Genomic DNA, 26,293 nt, shown 5'->3' with positions numbered 1-26,293 from the left:
CCCCCAGACCCCCCGCGAGTATTGCGGCAGAGGGCAAGGGGGGCGGGGCCAGGAGAACGGGGGGGGCTCAGAGGAACGACTTTCCCGGGCCTTGCGATGGCAGGCCGAGGTGGGCTGCGATGGAGGCTGCGACATCGGTGAAGGCGCGGATGCCGATGGGGCCAAAGCCTGCACCGGCGCAGAGGACCGGCACGCGCTCGCGGGTGTGGTCGGTGCCAGCCCAGGTCGGGTCGTTGCCATGGTCGGCGGTGAAAAGCGCGAGGTCACCGGGCTTGAGGCGCGACAGGAAGGCGCCGGCGCGGGTGTCGAACCATTCCAGCGCCCTTGCATAGCCCGCCACGTCGCGGCGGTGGCCATAGAGGCTGTCGAACTCGACAAAGTTGGCAAAGGTCAAGGAACCGGGCTCCGCCTCGGCCCCCAGGCGGTCCAGATGATGGAAAAGGTCAAGGTCATTCTTGCCCTTCCAGAGCTTGCCCACGCCGTGCATCGAGAAGATGTCGCCGATCTTGCCCACGGCATGGGTGGCGCGCCCGGCCGTCGTGGCCCAATCGAGGAGCGTCGGCGCCGGTGGGTCGATGGCATAGTCGTGGCGGTTGGCGGTGCGGGTGAAAGAGCCGGGGGTACCGGTGAAGGGGCGGGCGATGACACGTCCGACCTTCATCGCATGCAGATGCGGGGCGAGGTCGGCGCAGAGCTTCAGCAGGCGGTCGAGGCCGAAAGCCTCTTCATGCGCCGCGATCTGGAACACGCTGTCGGCGGAGGTGTAGCAGATCGGCCAGAGGCTGCGCAGGTGTTCGGGCCCGTATTCCTCGATCACCGGCACGCCGGAGGCATGGCAGTTGCCGAGCGTCCCCGCGGTGCCGGCCAGCTGGCAGACCAGTGCCATCAGGTCGGGCGGGAAGGCGGGCCGCGTGTCGGGGAAATAGGTCCAGTCCCAGGGCACCGGCACGCCGGCCAGCTCCCAGTGACCCGAGGGGGTGTCCTTGCCACGGCTGATCTCTTCCGCGGCACCCCAGCGGCCTTGCGGGGTGGCGGTGAGCGAGGTTTCGAGGCCAGAAGCCAGACGGATCGCGGCGCCGAGGCCGAGGCCGTCGAGATGGGGCATCTTCAAGGGCCCGCTGCGGCCCTGATCGGCGCGGCCTTCGGCGCAGGCGCGCGCGATATGGCCCAAGGTGTTGGACCCGGCATCGCCGAAGGCCGCCGCATCCGGCGCACCGCCGCAGCCGACGGAATCCATCACGATCAGGAAGGCGCGGTTCTGGCTCTGCTGCATCAGGCGATCCTTTTCAGGATGAGCGGGCTTTCCTCGGGCATCAGATCGCCCAGGGCATAGGCGGTCTGGATGGCGGCAATCGCCTCCTCCGCCTGGGTTTCGGTGGCGGCATGGACCATGCAAAGGGGATCGCCGCGCCCGATATCCTCGCCGATGCCGGCGAGGTCGGACAGGCCGACCGAGGGGTTGATCTTGTCGCCCTCGCGCTGGCGCCCGCCGCCGAGGCGGACCACGGTCAGGCCCAAAGCCTCGGTGTCGATCCGGGTGACATAGCCCGGCATCAGGCAGGGCACTTCGCGGATCACGGTGGCGGCGGGCAGCCGGTCGGGCCAGCGGTCGACGAAATCGGCCGGCCCGCCCTGCGCGGTGATCATCCGCCCGAAGGCATCGGCGGCAGCCCCCGATTCCAGCGCCTGGGTGATCCGGGCCTCGCCATCCAGCGCATCATCGGCGATGCCGCCAAGGGCCAGCGCCTCGCCCCCGAGGGCCACGGTCAGATCCCAGAGGGCGGTGTTGACCGAGGTGCCGGTCAAGGTCTCCATCACCTCGGTCACCTCCAGCGCATTGCCGGCGGCGGTGGCGAGCGGTTGGCTCATGTCGGTGATCAGCGCCGAGGTCATGCAGCCGGAACCTTGCGCGGTGGAGACGAGGGCGCGGGCCAGGGCCTCGGCCTGGGCCAAGGTTTTCATGAAGGCGCCTGAGCCGCATTTCACATCCAGAACAAGGGTTTCAAGGCCGGCGGCCAGCTTCTTGGACAGGATCGAGGCGGTGATCAGGTCGATGCTTTCGACCGTGCCCGTCACATCGCGGATCGCATAAAGGCGGCGGTCGGCGGGGGCGATCTCGGCGCTGGCCGACACGATGGCGCAGCGGATCTCGCGCAGCTGGCGGCGCAGGTGATCCTCGGTCACCCCGGTGCGCAGGCCGGGGATCGCCTCGAGCTTGTCGAGCGTGCCGCCGGTATGGCCGAGACCCCGGCCCGAAATCATCGGCACATAGGCGCCGCAGGCCGCCAGCGCCGGGGCGAGCAGCAAGGAGATGCAGTCGCCGACGCCGCCGGTCGAGTGCTTGTCGATCACCGGGCCGGGCAGGTCCCAGTCCAGCACATGGCCGCTGTCGCGCATCGCGGTCGTCAGCGCGACGCGCCCGGCCTCGCCGAGGCCCTTGAGCAGCACCGCCATCGCGAAGGCCCCGGCCTGGGCATCGCTGACCGCACCCGAGGCGAGGCCCGCGGCGAACCAGCGCAGCTCCTCGGCCGAGGGGACCTGGCCGTCGCGGATGCGGGTGATGACGGCGCGGGCGTCCATCAGACCTTGGCCATATGGGCGGCGGTGAAGAGGCCGGGCAGCAGTTCGGCCACACTCATCACCCGGCTGGCGCCGTCGGTGGTGCAGAGGGTGACCTTCACCTCGGGCTTGGCAAACTCGGCGATCTTCTGCCGGCAGCCGCCGCAGGGCGGCACCGGGGCAGGGCTGTCGGCGATCACAAGGATCTCGGCAATCTCGGTATCGCCCGCGGCGATCATCGCGGCAATCGCCCCCGCCTCGGCGCAGGTGCCTTCGGGATAGGCGACATTCTCGACATTGCAGCCGACATGGGTGGCGCCAGAGGTGGCACGGATCGCGGCCCCCACCTGAAAGCGGGAATAGGGCGCATAGGCGCGTTTGCGCACCTCTGTGGCGAGTTGCAAGAGCATGGGGCCTCCTTTGACCATCGGGTCAGGAAGTGTGAGCCGAATGGCGCGGGCTTGCAAGCGGGGCGCTTGGCCCAAGCCGCGGGGGTTTCACACCCCCGCACCCCCGTGGGATATTTATGGACCAATGAAGGGGTCAGATCGGGGTAGTCCGGAAGGTGCCGGGGAGGGAGACTTCGAGGAGTTGCAGGTCTTGCGTCGTCTCGGCGTAGCGGGTGGCCATGCCGGGGGGGATGACGAAGGCGTCGCCGGCGGTGAGGCGGTAGGGGTCCTTGCCCTCGCCTTCGAGGGTCATTGCGCCGGACATGACGAAGGTGAAGAGGATGTCGCCTTCGTGTTTCGTCCAGGGTGCCGGTTGGCCTGTCGGGCGGGCGACCATGACGGAGGCCACGCCCTTGGTGCCCTGGTTGATCGTGGTGTCGCGCGCTTCGAAGCCCGGGATGCGGAAGGGGGCGAAGTGGCCGGTGGCGCCGACATTGTGGACGAAGCGCTGGCCCTGCCATTCGCGGTCGGGGTTGACCGTGGCATTGGGCAGGGTCATCTCGTGGTCGATCTCGGTGATGTGATCGGCGGGAACGCCGATCTCGATCACCTCGATGCCCTCGCCGGATTCCAGCACGCGGTGGCGGATGCCGGGCGGCTGGATGAAGCAATCCCCGGCATGGAGGCGGCGGATGCCGCCCTGGTCTTCATACAGCACATCGACCCAGCCCTTGACGCAGAAGATCAGCTGGAAGCCGACCTTGTGGAAATGCACCATGTCGGGGACCTTGCCATCGGGCACCCGGATGTGGCTGGCGATCATCGCGCCGCCCAGCCGTGTGGGGACGAGGTCACGGTACATCATGCCCGCCCGCCCGATCACCCAAGGCGCCTGATCGGCCAGGCGGCGGACCACGAAGGCATGTTCGGTCTTTGGCATGACGAGGGGCGGGTTCAGCTCGTCCAGCGTGACCTTGGTGCCACCGGGCGAGGTGAGGCTGGCCTCGCCCCCCGCCAGATCGGCCCAGTCGTCGCTGAGGATGCGGATATGGCCCGGCGCCTCGGATGCCTCGGCATCCAGCCGCAGCCGCATCCCGTGGCCGGAGATCACCGCCACCGCGGGATTATCCGCCGGATAGATCATGTCGAGCCGCATCTTCAGCACCTTGGTGAAGAAGGGCAGGTCGCCGCGCAGATCCTTGGTGGGCAAGAGGATCTCGGCCCGGATCTCGGCCCCGATCTCGGCGGCCGGGTTTTTGGGCATTTCGGAGGGCTTGGGCATGGTTTCGGGCATGGCATTCTCGCATCATTTCGGCCATGGTGGCCTTCGACCCGGCGATTTGCAAGAAGTGCCGACAGGTGATTGTGGAAACCCGAGTCTTGGTGCTGTCCCCCGTTCCGGGGCATCCTGCCCGGGTGAACGGAGGAGACGGACATGACCGACACGCGGCAGGACAACGCCCGGCAAGCGGCGCTGGATTATCACGAATTCCCGAAGCCCGGAAAACTTGAGATCCGCGCGACCAAACCCCTGGCCAATGGCCGTGACCTGGCCCGCGCCTATTCGCCCGGCGTGGCCGAGGCCTGCCTCGAGATCAAGGCCGATCCCGCCACCGCCAGCCGCTATACCTCGCGCGGGAACCTGGTTGGCGTCGTCTCCAACGGCACGGCGGTGCTGGGCCTCGGCAATATCGGCGCGCTGGCGTCGAAGCCCGTGATGGAGGGCAAGGCCGTCCTCTTCAAGAAATTCGCCAATATCGACTGTTTCGACATCGAGCTGAACGAACCCGACCCGGTGAAACTGGCCGAGATCGTCTGCGCGCTGGAGCCGACCTTTGGTGCGATCAACCTCGAGGACATCAAGGCCCCCGATTGCTTCATCGTCGAAAAGCTCTGCCGCGAGCGGATGAAGATCCCGGTCTTCCACGATGACCAGCATGGCACGGCCATCGTCGTCGGCGCTGCCGCCACCAATGCGATGCATGTGACGGGCAAGAAGTTCAGCGAGATCAAGGTCGTCTCAACCGGCGGCGGGGCGGCGGGGATTGCCTGCCTCAACATGCTGCTGAAACTGGGTGTCAAGCGCGAGAATGTCTTCCTCTGCGATCTGGCGGGCCTCGTCTACCACGGCCGCACCGAGCAGATGACCGACCAGAAGGCCGAATATGCGCAAGGGAGCGAGCCCAAGACCCTCGCCGATGTGATTGTCGGCGCCGATCTGTTCCTTGGCCTGTCGGGCCCCGGGGTTCTGACCCAGGACATGGTGAAATCCATGTCGAGCCAGCCCATCGTCTTTGCCCTCGCCAACCCCTCGCCGGAAATCCTGCCTGACCTCGCCCGCGCCGTGGCCCCCGATGCGATCATCGCGACCGGGCGTTCGGATTTTCCCAATCAGGTCAACAACGTCCTCTGCTTCCCCTTCATCTTCCGCGGCGCCCTCGATGTCGGCGCCACCACGATCAATGACGAGATGAAGATCGCCTGTATCGAAGGGATCGCAGCCCTGGCCCGCGCCACCACCAGCGCCGAGGCCGCCGCCGCCTATGCCGAGGAAAAGCTGACCTTCGGGCCGGATTACCTGATCCCCAAGCCCTTCGACCCGCGTCTGATCGGCGTCGTGGCCTCGGCCGTGGCCAAGGCCGCGATGGAGACGGGCGTGGCCACGCGGCCCATCGCGGATATGGAGGCATACCGCCACAAGCTCGACAGCTCGGTCTTCAAATCTGCGCTGATCATGAAGCCGGTCTATGAAGTGGCCCGCCAGTCCAGCCGCCGGATCATCTTTGCCGAGGGCGAGGATGAGCGCGTGCTGCGCGCCGCCGATGCGATGCTGGAGGAGATGACGATCAAGCCGATCCTGATCGGCCGTCCCGATGTCATGGCCGCGCGCTGCGAAAGGTTCGGTCTGAAGATCCGCCCCGACCGCGATTTCGAGATCATCAACCCCGAAAGCGACCATCGCTACCGCGATTATTGGGGCAGCTATCACCAGCTGATGGAGCGTCAGGGCGTCACCCCCGACACCGCCCGTGCCGTGCTGCGCACCAATTCCACCGCGATTGCGGCCATCGCCGTGCACCGGGGCGATGCCGACAGCATGATCTGCGGCGCCTTCGGACAATATCTCTGGCACCTCAACTATGTCCGCCAGGTTCTGGCGCGCGGCGGCAAGCATCCCCTGGGCGCGCTGTCGCTGATGATCCTCGAAGATGGCCCGCTCTTCGTGGCCGATACCCAGGTCAACCCGATCCCCACGCCCGAACAGATCGCCGCCGCGGCGATCGGCGCGGTGCGTCATGCCCGGCGCTTTGGCGTGGTGCCCAAGGTGGCGCTCTGCTCGCATTCCAACTTCGGCAACCTCGACAGCGACTCGGGGCGCCGAATGCGGGCCGCGATGGAGATCATCGACGCGCAGGAAGGCGACTTCGAATACGAAGGCGAGATGAGCCTCGATGCCGCACTCGACCCCGACCTGCGCGAGCGGATGTTCCCGCATTCGCGGCTGAAAGGCGCGGCGAATATCCTGATCTTCGGCTATACCGATGCGGCCAACGCAGCGCGTAACATGTTGAAAATGAAGGCTGGCGGGCTGGAAGTCGGGCCGATCCTGATGGGCATGGGGAACCGCGCGCATATCGTCACCCCCTCGATCACGGTGCGCGGTCTGCTCAACGTCTCGGCCCTCGCCGGGGCGCCGGTCGCCTACTACGGTTAGGATTTCGCCACCTGCTGCTGGACATTGCCAACCATTGGCCTAGGCTTGATGATAAGGGCTTGCCGTCCTTGCCCTTCGGGGCAGGGGCGGGATGCAATTGAAGAGCCCGCAAGCTTAGGAGCACAGACGTTTGGTCGCAGGTTGGAAGCTCTCAGTTCCCTTGACCCCGGCGGGTCCGGGCCGCGGGGGCGGGATGTCGTGTCCGCGCAGGGCCGTGGTTCACGTGCTGCGCCGGGCTGAAGGGTGAAGGTCATGCCATTGTCCCGCCTGAAGCCCTTCACCCTTCTGCTGATCGAGGATACGCCGGCCCTGCAACTGGTCTATCGCTCGGTGCTGACCAGCGCCGGGCACGAGGTGAAGATCGCAGGCTCCGCCCGCGAGGGGCTGGCCCATTTCACCGCGCATAACGTCCAGGTCGTGCTCTTGGACCTTGGCCTGCCGGACCGCGACGGGCTGGACCTGATGGAAGAGCTTTTGCGCCTCAGGCCCGAAACCCGGGTCATCATCATCACCGCCAATGGCTCGATCAACAAGGCGGTGGAGGCGATGCGCGCCGGCGCGCATGAGTTTCTGGTCAAGCCGGTCGACGAGGCGCGCTTTCTCGGCGCGGTCAGCAATGCGGTGCAGACGGTGCCGACGCGCCGGCTTCTGGCGCGGCCGACGCCGGTCAGCGAATTCATCGGCTCTTCGGGCGCCATGGCGCGGATCCATGCCACCATCGCCTCGGTCGCGCCCTCGATGGCGACGGTCTTCATCACCGGCGAAAGCGGCACCGGAAAGGAGCTTTGCGCCCAGGCGGTCCATGGCACCTCGAACCGCGCCAAGGGGCCCTTCATCGCGCTCAACTGCGGGGCCATCCCGCATGATTTGCTGGAATCCGAGGTCTTCGGCCATGTGAAGGGCTCTTTCACCGGGGCGATTTCCGACAAGCCGGGGGCGGCCACGGCGGCGGATGGCGGCACGCTGTTCCTGGACGAAATCTGCGAGATGGCCCCGGCCCTGCAGACCAAGCTTCTGCGCTTTCTGCAGACCTCGACCGTGGTTCCGGTCGGCGCCACCCGGCCGATCAAGGTCAATGTCCGCATCATCTGCGCCACCAACCGCGACCCTTTGGAGGCGGTGCGCGCCGGTCTCTTCCGCGAGGACCTCTATTACCGGCTGTTCGTCGTGCCGATCCACATGCCGCCCCTGCGCGAGCGGGGCGATGACGTGATCGAGATTGCCGAGACCGCCCTCAACCGCTTTGCCGAGGAGGAGGGCCGCCGCTTCGACGGCCTCTCGCCCGAGGTGCGCGATCTTTTCCGCCGCCTGCCCTGGCCGGGCAATGTGCGCCAGGTGCTCAACGTGATCCGCAATGTCGTCGTCCTGAACGAGGGCGGGCCGGTGACGCTGCGGATGCTGCCCGAAGACATGATCCGCAAGGTGGAGGAACCTTCCGCCCCGCCGCCAGAGGCCGCCCCGGCGCAGGACTGCATCCGCATCGACGACCTCGTCGGCCGCTCGCTGGCCGAGATCGAGCGCATCGTGGTCAAGGCCACGCTCGAACGTCACGGTGGCTCGGTCCCCAAGGCGGCGCGGGTGCTGGACCTCTCACCCTCCACGCTCTACCGCAAGCTCGAGGTCTGGGGCAAAACGCCCGAAACTCCCTAGGAGTCGCGTCAGGCTGGCATGCCCTGGCGCGCCTCATAGGCGGCGGCGGTGCGCGCCCAGAGCGGGCCCATTTCCGGCACAAGGCTTCGCGCCTCGTCCTTCTTGCCGCGTTTGCACAGCTCTTCCAGCTGCTGCAGCAGGCTGTGAAGCGCCGTGGCGCCGAACAGGGCCGCGGCCCCGCTCATCTGGTGGATGTCGCGGATCACCAGATCCTCGCAGTCCGGATCGCCCGCCATCGACAGCACTTTGGCGATGCTGGCCTCTGTCTCGTCGATAAACCGGGTGACCAGATGCGCCACCTTGGCCGCGCCGAGGCTTTCGCGCAGTTCGGCCAGAACCGCGTCATCGACAAGCTCCGGGTCCGTGGCTTCGGCCTGAGGCTGATCTGCTACCGCTGTGACCGTTTCACCCGCCATCTCTGCGGGCGCGGCGGGGCCCCGGTCCGGCCCGAGGTCCAGCCGCCCCAGCAGGTGGCGCAGGGCCTCGCGGGTGATCGGCTTGATCAGGATATCCTGCATCCCCCCGGCCCGGAAGCTTTCGCGCTCTTCCTGCAGGGCATGGGCGGTCAGGGCGACGATGGGTGTGCTGGCCGAGGCGCCGCCCTGGCTGCGGATCCGCTCGGCCGCCTGCAAGCCGTCGATGCCGGGCATCGAAATGTCCATCAGGATCACGTCAAAGCGCCGCGCCGCAGCCAGGGCCACGCCTTCCAGCCCGTCATGCGCCTCGGTGACGCGGTGACCCTCCTGCATCAGCATGTCGCGCACGATCAACCGGTTGAAATCATTGTCCTCGACCACCAGAAGATCGAGGCCCCGTACCACCGCCGTCGGGCTGGGCAGCGCTGCCGGCACCGCGGTGTCGAGGATGGCCAGCGGCAGGCTGACCCGGAAGGTGGTGCCGCGCCCCTTCTGGCTTTTCACGCTGATCTTGCCGCCCATCCGGGTGACGATCCGCCGCACGATGCCAAGGCCAAGGCCGGTGCCGGTGGCATGCCGGGCATAGGAAGGGTCGAGGGTGACGAAATCGTCGAAGATCCGGCCGAGGTTCTCGCGCTCGATCCCGATGCCGGTGTCGCTTACCACGATCTCGGTGGCGGAGCGGCTGGCATCCTGGGCGATCTCGACCTGGATCTCGCCGTCATGGGTGAATTTCACCGCATTGCCGACGAGGTTCAGCAGGACCTGGCGCAGCTGCGCCGCATCCGCCAGCACCGGGCGGAGCGGGGTCTGCTGCGGTGCGGCCGACAGGCGGTTGCCGTTGATCAAGCTGGCCGGGCTCTGGTTCTCGATCACCTCGCGGACGAGAACCGCCAGATCGACCGGCGTCATGCTCAGCGGGGCCTTGCCGCTGTCGAGCCGGGCGATGTCGAGCACGTCATTGACATGGTGCATCAAAAGCCGACCCGAGGCGGCCATGATCCGCAGGTACTCGCGCTGATGCGGGGCGAGGTTCGTGGTCTCCAGAAGATCGATCGTGCCGATCATCCCGTTGAGCGGGGTGCGGATCTCGTGGCTCATCACCACCAGAAGATCGGCCTTGGCCTTCTCGCCCGCCAGCGCCTCGTCGCGGGCCGAGACCAGCGCCTGTTCGGCCGCGACCTGCTGCGAAAGGTCGCGCAGGAACACCACCCGAAGCGCGCGCGCCCCGGCCTGGGCCAGGGTCAGCGAGATTTCGGCCGGGAAATCGTGGCCGTCGCGGTGGCGCGCGGTGACCCGCAGGCGCCGCCCGGTGCCGGGCAGGGCCGAGGCGCTGGCCAGACCCTCGCCGATGCCGCCCTGGCGGTAGAGCGGCACCAGAAGCCCCAGGTCGCAGCCGACCGCATCGGCCTGGTCATAGCCGAAGGTGGCCTGGGCCGCCGGGTTGAAATCGACGATCCGGCCCGCGTCATCCAGCGTGATCACCGCATCCAGCGAGGTCGCAACCACCGCGTCAAGCCGGGCCAGGGTCTCGGCATTCTCCTGCGCCTTGGTGCGGTTGCCGCGGTCCAGCCGCAGGACCATGGTCAGCAGGGCGACCAGCGCCGTGATCAGCACCAGCATCAGCAGCATGACCTGCACCAGGGTCAGCTTGACCGCCTCCCGCGCGGCATCCGATTCAAGGGCAAAGAGGCTGACCCCGGTCAGCGCGATGCTATGCGCGCTCGGGATCAGGGCCCGGACCCGCAGCCGCAGCTCGGGCACATAGGCGCGCAGGGTGGCGTCATCGCCGTCGAGGAGGGGGGCAGTCTCCTCGGTGAAGGCCTTCATCTGGTCGAAATCGGCGGCGAAATCGGGGGATTTGCGCAGGTTGGCAAAGACGCTGCCCTGCTGCAAGGTCTTGATCCGGCTGTAGAAGACGTCATAACGCAGACGCATTTCCGCAAGGTTGGCCGGATTGTGCATCGCATCATCGAGGCTCATCTCCAGATGCAGAAGCTCGACATCGACCTGGCTCAGCGCCCATTGCACATTGTCGATGCTGGTGGAGCTTTGCGTGTCGATCTGGCGGGCGACATCGGCGCCGAGGACAGCAATGCCAAGCCCGCTGGCCAAGGCCACCAGAACCGTCAGCGCAAAGCGCAGGCGGCCGAGGGACAAGAGCCCGGGGCGATCGGATGGCGGCACGAGGAAACTCCGGAGGCGCGTTCCGCTTCAGCCTAGCGCAGCACGTCGATCCGGTCGAGTTGCCAGACGCTGCGGGCATAGACCGTATCGGTGCGATAGATCGCATTGTCGTCATAGGGATAGATGATCCAGACCGGCCCCTTGTCGCGCACCGGCATCGGCGCGCCATCCATCTCGAAGGCGAGGATCGGGGCGAGATCGGATTCCGGCGCCGTCGCATCCGGCCTGGCGCCGGGCAGGGGCGCGGGGAATTCGATGACGTAGTCGTTGAGCGCATGGAGGCTCAGCCGCGCGCCTTCGGCATGCAGGAATGCCGTCATCCGCGCCAAGGGCACGCCGGTGAAGCTGTGCTTGCCATCGGTCCAGATCGAGCTGGTGGTGATGGTCTCGGTGCCAAGGGCGCGCAGCATCGCCCCATCGAAGGCGAGGCTCCCGCCGGGAAAGAGTTCAGGGTCCAGCCCGGTCACGGTCAGGATGACCGGCCCCTGCAGCGGCGGCAGGTCCCCAAGCCCCGGCAGCGCCGGAGAGGCCGCCGCAGCCGTCGCCGGAACCGCCGGCGCATCGACCGCGGTCACGTCCGCTCGCCCCGGTTGTGCCAGGGCCAAAAGCACCATCCCCAGAAGACCAAGGCGGTGGAAAAGCGGGCAAATCCCGGCGAGGCAGAACAGGCGCTTGGCAAAAATCATCGATCGGACCGTTCTGTCCTCTTTTTCTGGCGGATGGCGGTGGTGTAGCAAGGCGAAGCGGTGCAGGCGACGGAAAACACCCTATTCGGAAGGATAGGTATGGCGTAGAGTCCGCTTGTCCCAGATTTGCCGGGGAAGAACCATGGCGGGCTTGGCCCTGAAGGACGTGTGAATGGCGCGCATTCTGCTGGCAGATGATCACGATCTGGTTCGCGAAACGCTCGCCGCCTATCTCGAGGCCGAGGGCCTTGGAGAGGTCAAGATCAGCTCGGACGTGCCCGAGGCCATGGCGCTGATCAACGCGACCGGACGGTTCGACCTGGTGCTGGTCGATTACAACATGCCGGGGATGGAGGGGCTGAAGGGCCTCAGCCGGATCATGGTCGCCAATACCGGCGGCAGGGTGGCGCTGATCTCGGGGGCGATGTCGGTGGAACTGGCCGAACAGGCGCTGGAGGCGGGGGCGGTGGGCTTCGTGCCCAAGACGCTCGGCTCGCGCGCGCTGGTGGCGGCGGTGCGGCTGATGATGGAGGGCGAGATCTTCGCGCCCTTGAGCCTGATCCCGAAGCCGGAGCCTTCGGAAGAGGGGTTGCTCTCGTCGCGCGAGCTCGATGTGCTGCGTGGCATCGGCGAGGGCAAGTCGAACAAGGAAATCGCCCGCGACCACGACCTGCAAGAGGTCACGGTCAAGCTGCATGTCAAAACGATGAGCCGCAAGCTCGGGGCAAAGAACCGCACCCATGCCGCGATGATCGCCCGCGACCGCAAACTGATCTGACCTTGACCGGTAGGATGGGCAATCTGCCCATCTTCCTCTGCCGGTCCCGAAGATGGGCAAATTGCCCATCCTACCGGCCAGCGCGGCGCCCGTTGCCGGGGCGTTCAGTAGAAACTCTGCGGGTCGATGTCGATGGACAGACGCAGATTGTTGGGGCGTTTCAGCTGCCCCACCCATTCGGCCAGCGCCGCCTGCAGGGGCGCCGATTTCTCGGCCTTGACCAGCAGCCGCACCCGGTGCCGCCCGCGCACCCTGGCCACCGGGGCGGGGGCGGGCCCATAGACCGTGGCCCCGATCCGCCTGAGCGGTGCGTCCAGCCGGGCGAGTTCCGCCCCGAAGTCAAAGACCTGCGCCACATCGGGCGAGGACAGGATGATCCCCGCCATCCGCCCGTAGGGCGGCACCCCGGCGCGCCGCCGCTCCTCGGCTTCGGCGGCCCAGAAGGCCTCTTCATCGCCGCCGAGGATCGCGGCAATCACCGGGTGGTCGGGCTGATAGGTCTGCAGGACTGCCGCCCCGCGCTTCTCTGCCCGCCCCGCGCGGCCTGCCACCTGGCGGATCAGCTGAAAGGTCCGCTCCGCCGCCCGCAGGTCCGACCCCTGCAGCCCCAGATCGGCGTCGATCACGCCCACCAGCGTCAGCAGGGGGAAGTTGTGCCCCTTGGCCACGATCTGCGTGCCGATGATGATATCGGCGGCCCCCTCCGCGATCTTGACGATCTCCTCCTTCAGGGCCCGGGCCGAGGTGAAGAGGTCCGAGGACAAGACCGCCAGCCGCGCCTCAGGGAAGCGCTCCTTCACCTCTTCGGCCAGCCGCTCCACCCCCGGACCGACCGGCGCCATCCGGCCCACCACCTTGCACTGCGGGCATTCGACCGGAATCGGCTTGGTCGCCCCGCATTGATGGCAGACGAGGCGCTTGAGGAACCGATGCTCCACCATCCGCGCATCACATTGGTCGCAGCCGACCTGATGGCCGCAGGCCCGGCAGATCGTGACCGGCGCAAAGCCGCGGCGGTTGAGGAACAACAGGCTCTGCTCGCTCTTCTCGATCCGCCGTCCCACCGCCTGCGCCAGCGCTTCCGAGATCCAGCGGTCCCCCGGCAGCTTGACCTCGCGCATGTCGATCGCATGCATCTGCGGCAGCTCCGCCGCGCCATAACGTGCGCCAAGGTCGATCCGCCCGTATTTCCCCGCCGCCGCATTGGCCCAGCTTTCGAGCGACGGCGTCGCCGACGACAGCACCACCGGACAGCCGAGGATCGAGGCGCGCAGCACCGCCATGTCGCGGGCATGGTACAGCACACCCTCCTCCTGTTTATAGGCGGTGTCGTGTTCCTCATCGACGACGATCAGCCCAAGGTCGCGGAAGGGCAGGAACAGCGCCGACCTCGCCCCCACCACCAGCTGCACTCCGCCTTCGCCGGTCATCCGCCACAGCCGCCGCCGCTCGGTCGCGGTCATGCCGGAATGCCACTCCCCCGGCCGCGCGCCAAAGCGCGCCTCGACCCGGGCGAGGAAATCCCCGGTCAGCGAAATCTCCGGCAACAGAACCAAAGCCTGCTGCCCGCGGCGAAGCGCCGCCGCCACCGCCTCCAGATAGACCTCGGTCTTGCCGGAGCCTGTGACGCCCTTCAGAAGCGTGGTCGAATAGCCGCCCTTGGCGACCAAAGCGTCCAAAGTCGCCCCGGCCGTCACCTGATCCCCCGCCAGCCGCGCCGGACGCGAAGGGTCCAAGATCGGATAGGGCAGATCCTTCGGCGCCTCTTCCTCGGCCAGAACGCCGATCTTGACCAGACCCTTGACCACGCTGGTGCTGACATCGGCCAGTTCGGCCAATTCGCCCAGGGTCACCGGCGCGGTGCCAAGCCCGCGCAAAGCCTCCACCACCTTGTGCCGCGCCTCGGTCAAGCGGTTCGGCACCGCACCGGCCAGCCGATAGGTGCGCCGCATCGCCGGTGGCAGGCCAAGGCCCGGCGCCCGTGTCGCCAGCCGCAGCATGGCGGGCAGGGGGGTCAGGGTGTAATCGGCGGCGCGCGACAGGAATTGCCGCATCTCGGCCCGCATGGGGGCGGCGTCAAGCACATGATAGGCCGCCCTGAGCTTGGCCAGGTCAAAACTGCCCTCGCCCTTGCCCCAGACCACGCCCAGAACCCGGCGCGGGCCGAGCGGCACCTCGACATAATCGCCATCGCCGCAGCCGCCTTCGGGGGCGAGATAGTCCAGCACACGACCGATCGGCTCGCAGGTCAAGACCCCGATCCGCTCCCCCGCCTCATAGACCCGCTCGACCACGCCACACCCCCGCTGCACGGGTCTGAGGTAACCCCCGCCCCCCCGGCCCGCAAGCCCCGGCGTCCCAAGGCGAGTATTTGGGCAAAGCGCAAGGGGCAGGCATGCGGCAGCACTGTGTCCCGCCGGACTCACCTCAGCCCCTTTGCGCATTTGGCGGGGCGACAGCGGCGAAAATCGGCTATACTTGCGTACAAAACAAGAAACAGGGCGGAGCAGCACCTGATGATCGACCCGGATACGCGCGACCGCATTCTGGCAGAGCCCGAGGCTTTGCTGGACGATATTGCCGTGATGCAGGCGCTGATTGGTGCCAATGAGCGGGCGATGGGCTCCAATATCGTCGATCTGCGCGGCATCGCGATGGAGCGGCTGGAGCAGCGGCTCGACCGGCTGGAAGACACCCACCGCACCGTCATCGCCGCGGCCTACGAGAACCTTGCCGGCACCAACCAGGTCCACCGCGCCATCCTGCAAGTCCTTGACCCGGCAGACTTCCCCGGCTTCCTGACCGCGCTGGAAGGGCCGATCGCCGCCACCCTGCGCGTCGAAAAGATCCGCCTTGTCCTTGAAACCAAGGCCGAGGGCGATGCCGCGATCAGCCGCCTGTCGGGGGTGATCCACCTCGCCCCGGCGGGATTCGTCGCCGATTACCTTTCGGGCGGGCGCGGCACGCCGACCAAATCGGTGCTGCTGCGCCAGGTCCAACCGGCCTCCGAGGCGCTTTATGGCGACCGTGCCGGCTGGATCCAGTCCGAGGCGCTGTTGAAGCTCGACCTTGGCCCCGGCCGTCTGCCCGGGCTTCTGGCCCTGGGGGCCGAGGACCCGCATCAGTTCAAGCCGACCCATGGCACCGACCTTCTGGCCTTCTTCGCCGGCGTCTTCGAACGCGTGATGCGCAAATGGCTGGGGTAACCGCCTTTTCGCCCGCGCTGGCCGATGCCCTGGCGCGCTGGCTGGACCATCTGCGCGCGATCAAGGGCGCCTCGCCCAAGACGCTGGAGGCCTATTCCCGCGATCTGCGCGGTTTCCTCCTTTTCATTTCCGAACATCATGGCGGGGAGGGCGGGCTATCCTCGCTGGATTCCTTGCCACAAACCGATCTTCGCGCCTGGATGGCGGCAGAGCGGGGCAGGGGCCTCTCGGCGCGCTCTCTGGCGCGGTCGCTCTCGGCCGTGAAGAACTTTCTCGGCTGGCTGGCCGAGCAGCGCGGCTTTGATGCGACCACGGTCCTGTCGGCGCGCGGCCCGAAATACCGCCGCAAACTGCCGCGCCCCCTGACCCTGGACGGCGCGCGCGAGGTCATCGCCGACATCGGCGCCTTTGCCTCGCAGGACTGGATCGGCGCGCGCGATATCGCCGTGGCGACCCTGCTTTACGCCTGCGGATTGCGGATTTCCGAGGCTTTGAACCTCACCGGCGCCGTCCATCCCCTGCCCGATGTGCTGCGCATCCGCGGCAAGGGCGACAAGGACCGGCTTGTCCCCGTCCTGCCCGTGGCCAAGGAAGCCGTGGCAGAATACCTGCGCCTCTGCCCCTATCCGGTCGAACGCGACGCCCCCCTCTTTCGCGGCGCGCGCGGCGGTGCGCTCAACCCCCGCCTGATCGCCCGCGCGATGGAGCAGGCGCGGATGCGCCTTGGCCTGCCCGCCACCGCCACGCCCCATGCCCTGCGCCATTCCTTCGCGACCCATCTTCTGGCCGCAGGCGGCGATCTGCGCGCCATTCAGGAGCTTCTGGGCCATGCCTCGCTGTCGACGACCCAGGCCTATACCGCCGTCGACGCCGCCCGCCTGATGGAGGTTTACGACGCGGCCCATCCCCGCGCCTGAGCGCCATGGGGCGCGATCACTAAAAAGCCGCGCATTTTCCAAGGCCTGCGGTCGGATCTAAAGGGTTTGGCAAGGAGTTGCGGCCAATCTGAGGGTGGCCCGATCCCGGACCTGCTCCAGAAGGAACATGGGATGTTCAACGCCCTCTCCGGCAGCGGTGCTGCCACCAGTCTGATTGCCCTGTTCGCCCCGAAGCGGGACACATCGCAAGGGCAGGGGACCACGTCCCCCGCCGAAACCAGGTCCCGCCCGCCGCCCACGACGCCGGGCGGCAATGGCATGTCGATGCAGGCCCTGATCGCGGCCATGATGGCGGCGCTGAACGCCGACAAGGACCCGGGCTCGGTGGCCACCACCGGCACCGATGCCGCCCCGGTCGCGCCCGCCAGCTCCGGCCCCGAATCGCCCGCCGCGATGCTCGCCACCCTGCTGTCCTCCATCGACAGTAATGGCGACAGCAGCCTCAGCCCGGCAGAGATGCAATCCGCCGTCCAGACCCTGCAAGACCTCGCCGCTGATCCCGCGGAAGACGTCGCGCCGGACGCCGCCACGGCCGCGCCGCCGCCTGCCAGCGGCCCCGTTGCGCGGTCCTTCTCCCAGTCTCTCTTCGAGGCTCTGGCCCGGTCAGAGGACCAGACCAGCGCCATGCTGACCGGCATCCGGCCGGGGGAAAGGGGGCGCTACGCCGCGCAAATCGCGGCCTGACCGCGCTTTTTGCCCCCCCTCCCGCAAGCCCTGGGCCACCACGCGCTTGCAAGATCGGGTCATTTCGGCCATCAACGGGCCATGAACATTCGCTTCAAAGCCCTGGCTGTCCACCTTCTCACCGCGACGGGATCGGTCCTGTCGATGTTGGCCATGCTGGCCGCTGTCGATGGCAAGTGGAGCCTGATGTTCCTCTGGCTCGTCGTGGCGCTGATCGTCGATGGCATCGACGGCCCCCTGGCGCGGCGCTATGACACGCGCAAGAACTGGCCGCTGTACGACGGGGTCCTGCTCGATCTGATCGTCGATTACCTGACTTACGTCTTCATCCCGGCCTATGCGCTGTTCACCAAGGGGCTTCTGCCCGGCTGGACCGGCTGGATCGCCATTCTGGTCATCACCTATGGCTCGGTGATCTATTTCGCCGACACGCGGATGAAGACCAAGGACAAGAGCTTTTCCGGCTTCCCGGCCTGCTGGAACATGGTGGTTCTGGTGCTGTTTGCCGTCGATCCGCCGCAGATGGTGGTCCTCTTCATCGTCATCGCCCTGACCGTGGCGATGTTCCTGAACCTCAAGTTCATCCACCCGACCCGGACGCCGCGCTGGCACCGGGTCAACCTCGCCGCCGCGATCCTCTGGCTGGCCTTCGCCGCGCAAGCCGCCTGGGTCAACTTCAACGAGGGGCTTTTCGTCCACTGGGGCCTGATCCTGTCCTCGCTTTACCTGACCTTCGCCGGCATCGCGCAGCAGATCTTCCCCGAAAAGACCTCGGACCGCATCGCCTGAGCGGTCAGAGCCGCGTCATCATCACGCCCGCCACGATGACCAGGGCCGCCATGGCCTTGGTGCCGCTGATCCTTTCGTGAAAGAACAGCCAGCCGATCCCGACCGCAAAGAGGATCGAGGTCTCGCGCAACGCCGCGACCAGCGCAATCGGCGCCACCGTCATCGCCCAGACCGAGATGCCATAGGCCGCGTAAGACGCCGCCGCTGCGACCAGCCCCGCGCCCCAGGGCCTTCGCGTCCGGGGCAGGATCGCAAAGCCCTTCCAGGCCAGAATCATCCCGGCGAAAAACCCGCCATCGGCGATGAAGACCCAGGCGACATAGGCCACCGGATCGCCCGCCACCCGCGCGCCATGCCCGTCGATCAGCGTGTAAAGCGCCGTCGCACAGGCCGAGCCGAGCGCGAAGGGGATCAGCCTGCGGTTCTCGCCGCCCCAAAGCACCCCGCCCGCCATCAACAGGATGCCGAAGCCCAGCACCATGACCCCGCCAAACTGCATCGGCGTCAAAGGCTCGGCCAGAAAGGCGGTCGAGACGACACCCACGATCAGCGGCGCCGCCCCCCGCGCCAGCGGATAGACCCGGCTCAGATCGCCGCGCGCATAGGCAAAGGTCAGAAAAAGCTTGTAGAAGAAGTGGGTAAGGCCCGAGGCGATCACCCAGGGCATCACCTCCCAGCTCGGCAGCTTGCAGAAGGAGGCCACCGCGAGGCCGATCGGCACCTCGCCCAGCGACAGGATCACCGTCGCCCCCAACCGCGAGGTCCCGGTCTTGATCAGCGAATTCCACAGGGCATGCAGCAGCGCCGATCCCAGAACGGCCAGCAGGATGGTCAGGCTCAAAGCACACTCCAAGGACCCGAGGGCAAAGCGCCAGGCCATCTGCCTCAGGTCGCCTCTGTCGCAAATCTGTTACATAAGCCCGGCGCGCGCGACAAGCCGCCCCCTGCGCTGGCCTTGCCGGCGCAGCCGCTCTGGCCCTATGCCTTGCGCTTTGCCGCAATACTCAACGCGCCTGAGCCGGTTGGCCGTAGGCCAGAGGCGAGGATCAGACCTGCGCCGCAGGCGCTCCGCAGGTTTCAGGTGCCGCGCGGCTTGGCCCGCAGGGTCGGCTCGGCCTGGGTCGGGTCCTCCGGCCAGGGGTGGCGCGGATATTGCCCGCGCATGTCCTTGCGCACATCGCTGTAAGAGGAGCGCCAGAAGCCCGGAATGTCCCGCGTCACCTGGATCGGCTTCTGCCCGGGCGAAAGCAGCGTCACCCGCAGCGGCATCTGCCGCGCCCCCACCACCGGATGGGTGGTGACCCCGAACATCTCCTGCAGGCGGATCTCGATCCCCGGCACCTCGCCCTCGTAATCGATCGGCACCTTGCGCCCCAGGGGTGTTGCGAAACTCGCCGGTGCCAGCCGGTCCATCTCGGCCTGTTGCTCCCAGCTCAGCCGCGCCTTCAGCGCCTCGGTCAGGTCCAGCGCCTTCAGATCGGCCTCGCTGCGCGCCTTGGTCAGGTAAGGCAAGAGCCAGCCGCCCTCCGCCAGCAAGGCCGCGTCGCTCACCTCCGGCCAGCCCTCGCCCCGCGCCAGCGCGATCCGCGCCCGCAGACGCCGCGCCGCTGGTGTCCAGGGCAGGCCCATCTGGCGCAGGCCGTCAAACGCCGCGAGGGCCAGCGCTTCCGGCGTCGCCTCCCAGGGCCGCTCGTCCAGCACCAGGGCGCCCAGAACCTCCTGCCGCCGGGCCAGCACTCTGCCGTCCCGGCGCGACCATTCGCAGACCTCGCGCCAGCGGATCGCCTCGCCCTGCACCACCCGCAATTCGGCCTCCGAAAGCGCCACCGCCTGCCGCACCAGGGCCTCGCGCGGGTCGCCGTCCAGATCGGTGGCCACGATCAACCTTGCGCCCGAAAGCGGCGTCCCCGGCGCCATCGCCGCCCCCTTGCCCCCCGACAGAATCCAGCGCGGCGCCTCGCCCTTGCGCCGAAGCCCGATCCGGTCCGGATAGGCCAGCGCCGCCATCTGGCCGAGCGTCAGCCCAGCATTGCGCGCCTGTGGCAAGGCCTTGACCAGCCGCCGCGCCTCCTGCCGGATGCGGTCCAGCACGGGGCGCGAGGCGGGCCAGGGGTGATCCGCCTCATAGCCCCGCAGATCGCGCAGCGCCTTGATCCGCAAGGAAAGATCGGCCGGCGCGCCGCGCAAGGGATCGCGCTCCTCCAGCAAAGCCGCGAGATCGGCCGCCTCGGGCCCGCTCCGCATCAGCATATGGGCCAGCCGCGGATGTAGGGGCAGGGCGGCCAAGGCCCGGCCATGGCCCGTGATCCGCCCACCCTCCAGCGCCCCCAAACCCTCCAGCAAGGCCCGCGCTTCCGCCATCGGTCCGGCGGGTGGCGGGGTCAGAAAGGGCAGATCATCGCCGCCCCAGAGCGCCAGCTCCAGGGCAAGGCCGGTCAGATCCGCCGCCTCGATCTCGGCCGGGGGATGGCTCGCCAGCCCGCCTTCCTCGCCCCGGGTCCAAAGCCTGTAGCAAACCCCCTCCGCCACCCGCCCGGCCCGGCCCCGGCGCTGCTCGGCCTCGGCCTTGGTGACCCTCTCGGTCACCAGCCGCGACATGCCCGAGGCCGCATCGAACCGCGCCCGTCGCGCCCGCCCGCCATCGACGACGATGCGGATATCGGGCAGCGTCAGCGAGGTTTCCGCGATGGCGGTCGCCAGCACCACCCGCCGCCCCGCCACCGGCCCCAAAGCCGCCCGCTGGGCCGCAAATTCCATCGCCCCGAAGAGGGGAAGGACCACACAGCCCGGCACTCTTCCCGCCAAGGCCGCCTCGACCCGCCGGATCTCGCCCTCGCCCGGCAAGAAGGCCAGAAGCCCGCCCTCGGGCACCTCCTCCAGCGCGGTCAGGATCTGCCCCGCCATAAGGGCCTCGAACCGGGTGGTTGCATCGGGGCTGCGCCCGAGCCAGCGCGTCTCCACGCCAAAGGCCCGCCCGGCCGAGGTCACCACCGGCGCCTCTCCCATCAGCCTGGCGACCGGTTCGGCATCCAGCGTCGCCGACATGACGACCAGGGCCAGATCCTCACGCAGGGCGCCGCGGATCTCCAGGCACAGCGCAAGGCCCAGATCGGCCTGCAAACTTCGCTCATGGAATTCGTCGAAGATCACCGCCCCGATGCCCGCAAGCTCCGGGTCGGACTGGATCATCCTTGTGAGGATGCCCTCGGTCACCACCTCGATCCGCGTACCGGCCGAGACCTTGGCCTCGCCCCGGATCCGGTAGCCGACAGTGCCGCCCACCGCCTCGCCCAAAGTCTCGGCCATCCGCTCCGCCGCCGCCCGCGCCGCCAGCCGCCTCGGTTCCAGCATCAGGATCTTGCCCGCGATCAGCCCCGAGGCGAGCAGATCCAGCGGCACCCGCGTCGTCTTGCCGGCCCCCGGCGGCGCCTGCAGCACCACCATGCCGCGCGAAGCCAGGGCCGCGCGGACCTGCGGCAGGACATCATCGATCGGCAAGGCAAGGGGGGCTGCGCTCATCCGTCCCTTATCCCCGCCCCGACGCAGCACCTCAACCCCCCAAGCTCTGGCCTGCGGCCGCCAAGGCCGGAGGGTTTCACACCCTCCGGACCTCCCGTGGAGTATTTGCACAAAGCGCAAGGGGAAACGGCCACCTTGCCCTTGCTCCTTGCCCAAATACTCCCGCCGGAGGCTTCTGCCCCCGCCGCCCGCGCAAGGGGGCAAACCGCCCGCAGGTCCCGCAACTTGCGTCCCCGCCCCGCTTGCGGGGAGGGCCAGGGAGGGGGGCCCCGGCGGCCGCAGGCCCAAGCCCGGCGGCAAAAGGCTGCGACAACGGGGGCGCGCCGCGCCTCTGGCCAATCGCGCGCCCCTGGGGCAAGGTCGTGGCACAGGAGGCGCTCATGGACGTGCAGGAACTGGCAGGATCGGTCAAGGCGGGCGACAGGCGGGCGCTGGCGCGGGCCATCACCCTCGTCGAAAGCGGGCGGGCAGATCACCGTGCGCAGGCGCTGGAGCTGATCGGGGCATTGGGAAGCGGCCGGCAGGCGCTGCGCCTCGGGCTTTCCGGCACGCCGGGCGTCGGCAAATCCTCTTTCATCGAAAGCTTCGGCCTGATGCTGACGGGGCAGGGGCTGAAGGTCGCGGTTCTGGCCGTCGACCCTTCCTCGGCGCGCACCGGCGGTTCCATCCTCGGCGACAAGACAAGGATGGAGCGCCTGTCGCGCGACCCCCGCGCCTTCATCCGCCCCAGCCCGAGCCGGACCGAACTGGGCGGCGTCGCCCGCCGCACCCGCGAGGCTGTGGCGCTGTGCGAGGCGGCGGGCTTCGACGTCATCCTGATCGAAACCGTCGGCGTCGGCCAATCCGAAACCGTGGTGGCGCAGCTCTGCGATGTCTTCCTGCTGCTCCTCGCCCCGGCGGGCGGCGACGAGTTGCAAGGCGTCAAGCGCGGCATCATGGAGATGGCCGACCTCCTCCTCATCAACAAGGCCGATGGCGCGCTTCTGCCCACCGCCAACCGGACGCTGGCCGAATATGCCGGCGCCCTCCGCCTCTTGCGCCACCGCCCGCAGGACCCGGAGGGTTATCCCGCCGCCCTCACCGTCTCGGCCTTGGAAAACCGCGGTCTGGAGGAGACCTGGGCCGCGATCCGCCAGCTGACCGACTGGCGCCGCGCCGAGGGCCATTTCGCCCGCACCCGCGCCGAACAATCCCGCCACTGGTTCGCCGAGGAGGTGCGTCAGGGCCTCCTCGCCGCCCTCACCCGCGAGCCGGCCAAGGGCCTGATGCAAAGCTTGGGCGACGAGGTGGCCCAGGGCGCCCGCACGCCCGAGGCGGCGGCGGCGGCGCTTTTACACCTTCTCGGGCGCTGAAAGCCGCGCCAGCAACCCGGCCAGCGTCGCCGCCTCCGCCCGGGTCAGCCGCGCCTCGACCCCCGCCTGCAGCGCCGCCGCATAGACCGGCCACATCCGCGCCCGGACCGCACGCCCCTCTGCCGTCAGGATCAGGACCTGGCCGCGCCCGTCGCTCTCGCAGGCCTCGCGGGCGACATAGCCCGCCTTGACCAGCCGGTCGACCAGCCGCGACAGGGCATATTGCGGCAGCAAGAGCCGATCCTGCAGGACCAGGGGCCTGATGCCGCCGGGCGCCTTCTCGATCTCCCATAGCACGTCGTACCAGCCGAGCGGCGGCAGATCCGCCGCCCGCAAGGCCGCCTCGACCGCCCCGGTGACGGCAGAGGTGGCACGGTTGAGGCGGGTCCAGACGGCGGTGGTGGTGGCGGAAAGCTCGGTCATGCATCCCGATAGCATATAGATGCAACTGCATCAAGATTGACTCCGCAGCCCTTTGCGGCAATATAGATGCAATTGCATGTAGAATCGGAGCCACCATGACCCAGCCGCACCCGCAATCCCTGACCCTGATCAGCCACAGGCTCTGCCCCTATGTGCAGCGCGCCGCCATCGCCCTGATCGAGAAGGGCCTGCCGTTCACCCGCCGCGACATCGACCTTGCCGCCAAGCCGGACTGGTTTTTGACCCTCTCGCCCCTGGGCAAGACCCCGGTGCTGGTGGCCGAAGGCCGCGCCATCTTCGAATCCGCGGTGATTCTGGAATATCTGGAGGAGACGACGCCCCAGCCCCTGCACCCCGCCACGCCGCTGGAACGGGCGCGCCACCGCGGCTGGATCGAATATGCCTCGGCGACGCTGGCCGATATCGCGGCGCTCTATTCCGCCGATGAGGCGCGCTTTGCCGACCGGAGGGCGCGCCTGACCGCAAGGCTCACCCGGCTGGAGGCGGAGATCCGCGGCCCCTTCTTTGACGGCAGCTTCAGCCTCGTCGATGCCGCTTTCGCCCCGGTCTTCCGCTATTTCGCGGTGTTTTCGGCCCTCGGCCTGCCCGAGGTGATGCCGGACCTGCCGCGCCTGGCCGCCTGGCAGCGCGCGCTGGCCGCGCGACCCTCGGTTGCGGCGGCGGTTGGCGAGGATTATCCTGAACTCCTGGCCGGATTCCTGCGCGCGCGGCGCTCCCATATCGGAGAATTGGCCCTTGCGTCGCAAAAGCGTCATCCTGCGCAGGCTTTGGCCTAGATTATCCGGGGTGAATCGCTTGACGCCGCCCGGAAAGCGCCTTACACGCCAGCAATCGAATTCGGACGCCGCCCCTTTGGCGGTGCTCTGTCGTCTTGACACACGAAGGAACACCACAATGTCGCGCGTCTGCGAACTCTCGGGCAAGGGCCCGATGTCTGGCAACAAGATCAGCCATGCGAACAACAAGACCCGTCGGCGCTTTCTGCCGAACCTGAACGAAGTCACCCTGATTTCGGACAGCCTGGGTCGCAGCTTCCAGCTGCGGATTTCGGCCGCGGCGCTGCGCTCGGTCGACCACCGCGGTGGCCTGGACGCTTTCCTGCTGAAGGCCAAGGATGAGGAGCTGTCCTCGGACGCGCTCGCCATCAAGAAAGAAGTCGTGAAGGCGCAAGTCGCCGCCTGATTTCCGAGCCGTGAAGGTTTGAAGCCCCGGTGCCGTCACGGCGCCGGGGTTTTCGCTTTTGCGGCAAATGGCCCCGGGCAGGGGAGCGATCTGGACAGGGCGCAGCGTTGCGGCTAGGTCATCGCCATGCGCGCGCTTTTCGCCCTTGTCCTTTCGCTTGTGCTGGCCCTTGCCAGCCAGACCGAGGCTGTCGCCCGGTCTGAAATGGCCGGCGCCCGCGACCAGGTGCTGTGCAGCGGCTTCGGCGCGGTGACGGTGACGCTGGATGCCAGCGGCCACCGGATCGCGTCGCATCCCTGCACCCATTGCCTTGCCGCCTCGGCTGCCATGGCCGAAGCGGCGGGCCCGGTGCTGGTGCCGCAAGCCCCGGCCCGGTTCGAGACGCTGCGCCCCGAAACCCGGGCGCAGACCCGCTTTCACCCCCTGACGCGGCCGATGGCGCGGGGGCCGCCACGCGACCTCATCTGAAACATCCCCTTTTCAGCTCATGAGGACAAAATGAACCCGCTTCGCCTTGCCACCCTGGCCCTGGCCCTTGCCAGCCTCGCCCTGCCTGCCGCCGCCCAGGACGGCGTCCATATCATCGACCCCTATGCCCGGGTGATCGGCCCCTCGGGTGCCGCCTATTTCCGCCTGATGAACAAAGAGACCCAGGACGAGGTCCTGCTATCGGCCACCAGCCCCGATGCCGGGATGGTGATGCTGATGCATTCCGCCCCCGACGCCAATGGCGTGATGCAGATGAAGGACCAGCCCGAGGGCTTTGCCGTCAAGGCCCAGGACGAGCTGGTTCTGGGCAGTTCCGGCAGCCATGTCATGCTGATGGGCCTGACCCACAAGATCAAGGCCGGGGACATGGTCACGCTGGTCCTGACCTTCAAGAACGCGGGCGAGGTCACGGTGACCCTGCCGGTCGACAACAAGCGGGTCGCAGACCCCGGCGAGGCGCCCACCGCGCATGACGCGGCCTCGCACGACGCTTCGCAGTAGGACGCCATGACCCCGTTTCACCTGATACCGCAGGCCCTGAGCGACGCCGAATGCACGGCCCTGGTGGATCTTTGTGCGTCGGGGCCCTTGCGCGACGCCGGATTGGTGCGCCAGACCACGGCGCACCAGATCCGCCGGGCCGAACTGTCCTGGCTCGACGATCTGCCCGAAGCCGCCTGGGTGATGGACCGCATGATCCGCCTGGTGGCCGAGGCCAACCGCGAAAGCTTCGGCTTCGCGCTGGACGAATTTGCCGAAAGCCCGCAGGTCGCCCGCTATGGCGCCGAGCGCGAGGCGCATTTCGACTGGCATACCGACATCGGCTCCGGCGCCCTCGCCGCAAGGCGCAAGCTGACCATCGTGGTCCAGCTCTCCCCGCCCGAGGATTACGCAGGCGGCACGCTGGAGCTGCGCCCCGACAGCAACATCCGTGAGGCCCCGCGCAGCCGGGGCACGGCGATCCTGTTCCCCAGCTTCGTCCTGCACCGGGTGACACCCGTCACCGAAGGCACGCGCTGGTCCCTCACCCTCTGGTCGCATGGTCCGGCCTTCCGCTGATTCGAATTTTCTGCGAAGGGTCTTGACTAGCAGAGGTCCATGAAAGTGGCCTAATGCTATGAAAGAGCTGAGGAATCGTTACGCAAAAAGTTCGAAACTTTCTGAGGCCCAATTTCGGGCCTTCATTCGGCTCGTCGCGGCTGATTTGACGGCCTCCCAGATCGCTCAGGTTTCGGGTCTGAACCGCAACACCGTCAACCGGTTTCTCGGCCTCCTGCGCCAGCGGATGGCCCTCTGGTGCGCCGAACAAT

23 protein-coding genes and 1 pseudogene are annotated in these 26,293 nt (G+C 67.9%); 14 read left to right on the top strand and 10 right to left on the bottom strand.

The features are described 5' to 3' along the window. Positions 1-67 precede the first annotated feature (67 nt). The 4 genes from AC1DZT_RS24765 to AC1DZT_RS24750 all read right to left on the bottom strand — a co-directional run bounded on the left by AC1DZT_RS24765 (position 68) and on the right by AC1DZT_RS24750 (position 4,212). Complete coding sequence (locus AC1DZT_RS24765) at positions 68-1,273, bottom strand: phosphopentomutase (RefSeq protein ID WP_478009322.1); 1,206 nt, start codon at positions 1,271-1,273, stop codon at positions 68-70. Further along, positions 1,273-2,580, bottom strand: a complete 1,308-nt coding sequence (locus tag AC1DZT_RS24760) for a thymidine phosphorylase (protein ID WP_478009321.1) — start codon at positions 2,578-2,580, stop codon at positions 1,273-1,275. Before AC1DZT_RS24760 ends, AC1DZT_RS24765 begins: the two co-directional genes overlap by 1 nt. Next, positions 2,580-2,969 carry a cytidine deaminase gene (locus AC1DZT_RS24755; RefSeq protein WP_478009320.1) on the bottom strand — a complete coding sequence of 130 codons (390 nt, stop codon included), beginning with the start codon at positions 2,967-2,969 and terminating at the stop codon, positions 2,580-2,582. Before AC1DZT_RS24755 ends, AC1DZT_RS24760 begins: the two co-directional genes overlap by 1 nt. Positions 2,970-3,102: 133 nt before the next feature. Next, positions 3,103-4,212: a cupin domain-containing protein gene (locus tag AC1DZT_RS24750; RefSeq protein ID WP_478009323.1), complete on the bottom strand. Its 1,110-nt coding sequence runs from the start codon at positions 4,210-4,212 to the stop codon at positions 3,103-3,105. Between the two features lie 171 nt (positions 4,213-4,383). Between AC1DZT_RS24750 and AC1DZT_RS24745 the strand changes: the two genes are divergently transcribed. Continuing rightward, complete coding sequence (locus tag AC1DZT_RS24745) at positions 4,384-6,663, top strand: NADP-dependent malic enzyme (protein WP_478009319.1); 2,280 nt, start codon at positions 4,384-4,386, stop codon at positions 6,661-6,663. 252 nt (positions 6,664-6,915) lie between these two features. Then, a complete protein-coding gene (locus AC1DZT_RS24740; protein WP_478009318.1) occupies positions 6,916-8,313 on the top strand; it encodes a sigma-54-dependent transcriptional regulator in 1,398 nt (465 codons plus the stop codon). An 8-nt stretch (positions 8,314-8,321) separates the two neighbouring features. Here the strand turns inward: AC1DZT_RS24740 and AC1DZT_RS24735 are convergent, their stop codons facing one another. Together AC1DZT_RS24735 and AC1DZT_RS24730 are read right to left on the bottom strand one after the other, a co-directional pair. Further along, the gene (locus AC1DZT_RS24735; protein WP_478009317.1) at positions 8,322-10,916 is read right to left on the bottom strand and encodes an ATP-binding protein; all 2,595 of its coding nucleotides are present in this window, start codon (positions 10,914-10,916) and stop codon (positions 8,322-8,324) included. 32 nt (positions 10,917-10,948) lie between these two features. Next, complete coding sequence (locus tag AC1DZT_RS24730; RefSeq protein WP_478009316.1) at positions 10,949-11,602, bottom strand: putative pterin-binding protein; 654 nt, start codon at positions 11,600-11,602, stop codon at positions 10,949-10,951. A gap of 172 nt (positions 11,603-11,774) precedes the next feature. On the opposite strand from AC1DZT_RS24730, the gene AC1DZT_RS24725 reads away from it, so the two are divergent. Then, a complete protein-coding gene (locus AC1DZT_RS24725) occupies positions 11,775-12,380 on the top strand; it encodes a response regulator transcription factor (RefSeq protein ID WP_478009315.1) in 606 nt (201 codons plus the stop codon). 104 nt (positions 12,381-12,484) lie between these two features. Here AC1DZT_RS24725 and AC1DZT_RS24720 read toward each other — a convergent pair whose 3' ends face one another. Further along, entirely contained in the window at positions 12,485-14,674 is a 2,190-nt protein-coding gene (locus AC1DZT_RS24720) for a primosomal protein N' (RefSeq protein WP_478009314.1), read from the bottom strand. Positions 14,675-14,896: 222 nt separating this feature from the next. Here AC1DZT_RS24720 and AC1DZT_RS24715 point away from each other — a divergent pair, with 222 nt between their 5' ends. From AC1DZT_RS24715 to AC1DZT_RS24700, 4 genes are all read left to right on the top strand, one after another. After that, entirely contained in the window at positions 14,897-15,586 is a 690-nt protein-coding gene (locus AC1DZT_RS24715) for a DUF484 family protein (RefSeq protein WP_478009313.1), read from the top strand. Further along, a complete protein-coding gene (locus AC1DZT_RS24710) occupies positions 15,574-16,503 on the top strand; it encodes a tyrosine recombinase XerC (protein ID WP_478009312.1) in 930 nt (309 codons plus the stop codon). Before AC1DZT_RS24715 ends, AC1DZT_RS24710 begins: the two co-directional genes overlap by 13 nt. A 132-nt stretch (positions 16,504-16,635) precedes the next feature. Next, entirely contained in the window at positions 16,636-17,208 is a 573-nt protein-coding gene (locus tag AC1DZT_RS24705; RefSeq protein WP_478009311.1) for a hypothetical protein, read from the top strand. A gap of 81 nt (positions 17,209-17,289) precedes the next feature. After that, positions 17,290-17,997 carry a CDP-alcohol phosphatidyltransferase family protein gene (locus tag AC1DZT_RS24700; protein WP_478009310.1) on the top strand — a complete coding sequence of 236 codons (708 nt, stop codon included), beginning with the start codon at positions 17,290-17,292 and terminating at the stop codon, positions 17,995-17,997. Positions 17,998-18,001: 4 nt separating this feature from the next. Here AC1DZT_RS24700 and AC1DZT_RS24695 read toward each other — a convergent pair whose 3' ends face one another. Beyond that, positions 18,002-18,838 carry an EamA family transporter gene (locus AC1DZT_RS24695; RefSeq protein ID WP_478009309.1) on the bottom strand — a complete coding sequence of 279 codons (837 nt, stop codon included), beginning with the start codon at positions 18,836-18,838 and terminating at the stop codon, positions 18,002-18,004. Between the two features lie 236 nt (positions 18,839-19,074). Next, positions 19,075-21,516: an ATP-dependent helicase HrpB gene (hrpB, locus tag AC1DZT_RS24690; RefSeq protein ID WP_478009308.1), complete on the bottom strand. Its 2,442-nt coding sequence runs from the start codon at positions 21,514-21,516 to the stop codon at positions 19,075-19,077. Positions 21,517-21,896: 380 nt separating this feature from the next. On the opposite strand from hrpB, the gene meaB reads away from it, so the two are divergent. Further along, on the top strand, positions 21,897-22,868 hold the full coding sequence (gene meaB, locus AC1DZT_RS24685; protein ID WP_478009307.1) for a methylmalonyl Co-A mutase-associated GTPase MeaB: 972 nt from the start codon (positions 21,897-21,899) through the stop codon (positions 22,866-22,868). Here the strand turns inward: meaB and AC1DZT_RS24680 are convergent. Further along, positions 22,848-23,291, bottom strand: a complete 444-nt coding sequence (locus AC1DZT_RS24680) for a MarR family winged helix-turn-helix transcriptional regulator (RefSeq protein ID WP_478009306.1) — start codon at positions 23,289-23,291, stop codon at positions 22,848-22,850. The genes meaB and AC1DZT_RS24680 overlap by 21 nt on opposite strands. A 95-nt stretch (positions 23,292-23,386) precedes the next feature. On the opposite strand from AC1DZT_RS24680, the gene AC1DZT_RS24675 reads away from it, so the two are divergent. The 6 genes and pseudogenes from AC1DZT_RS24675 to AC1DZT_RS24650 form a co-directional block, all read left to right on the top strand. Next, positions 23,387-24,088 carry a glutathione S-transferase family protein gene (locus tag AC1DZT_RS24675; RefSeq protein WP_478009305.1) on the top strand — a complete coding sequence of 234 codons (702 nt, stop codon included), beginning with the start codon at positions 23,387-23,389 and terminating at the stop codon, positions 24,086-24,088. Between the two features lie 118 nt (positions 24,089-24,206). Continuing rightward, positions 24,207-24,494, top strand: coding sequence for a 50S ribosomal protein L28 (gene rpmB / locus AC1DZT_RS24670; protein ID WP_478009304.1), 288 nt, complete (start codon positions 24,207-24,209; stop codon positions 24,492-24,494). Between the two features lie 126 nt (positions 24,495-24,620). Beyond that, positions 24,621-24,962 carry a hypothetical protein gene (locus AC1DZT_RS24665; protein ID WP_478009303.1) on the top strand — a complete coding sequence of 114 codons (342 nt, stop codon included), beginning with the start codon at positions 24,621-24,623 and terminating at the stop codon, positions 24,960-24,962. Between the two features lie 30 nt (positions 24,963-24,992). Further along, entirely contained in the window at positions 24,993-25,484 is a 492-nt protein-coding gene (locus AC1DZT_RS24660; protein WP_478009302.1) for a copper chaperone PCu(A)C, read from the top strand. A gap of 6 nt (positions 25,485-25,490) precedes the next feature. Then, on the top strand, positions 25,491-26,042 hold the full coding sequence (locus AC1DZT_RS24655) for a 2OG-Fe(II) oxygenase (protein WP_478009301.1): 552 nt from the start codon (positions 25,491-25,493) through the stop codon (positions 26,040-26,042). Between the two features lie 58 nt (positions 26,043-26,100). Next, a pseudogene (locus AC1DZT_RS24650) lies at positions 26,101-26,293 on the top strand (IS1595-like element ISTne1 family transposase); the annotation flags it as partial.

It is taken from the genome of Rhodobacter sp. P1_C2 (assembly GCF_056406375.1).
The sequence above is the reverse complement of the archived record's forward strand: the minus strand, read 5'-3'. Positions and strand labels throughout refer to the sequence as shown.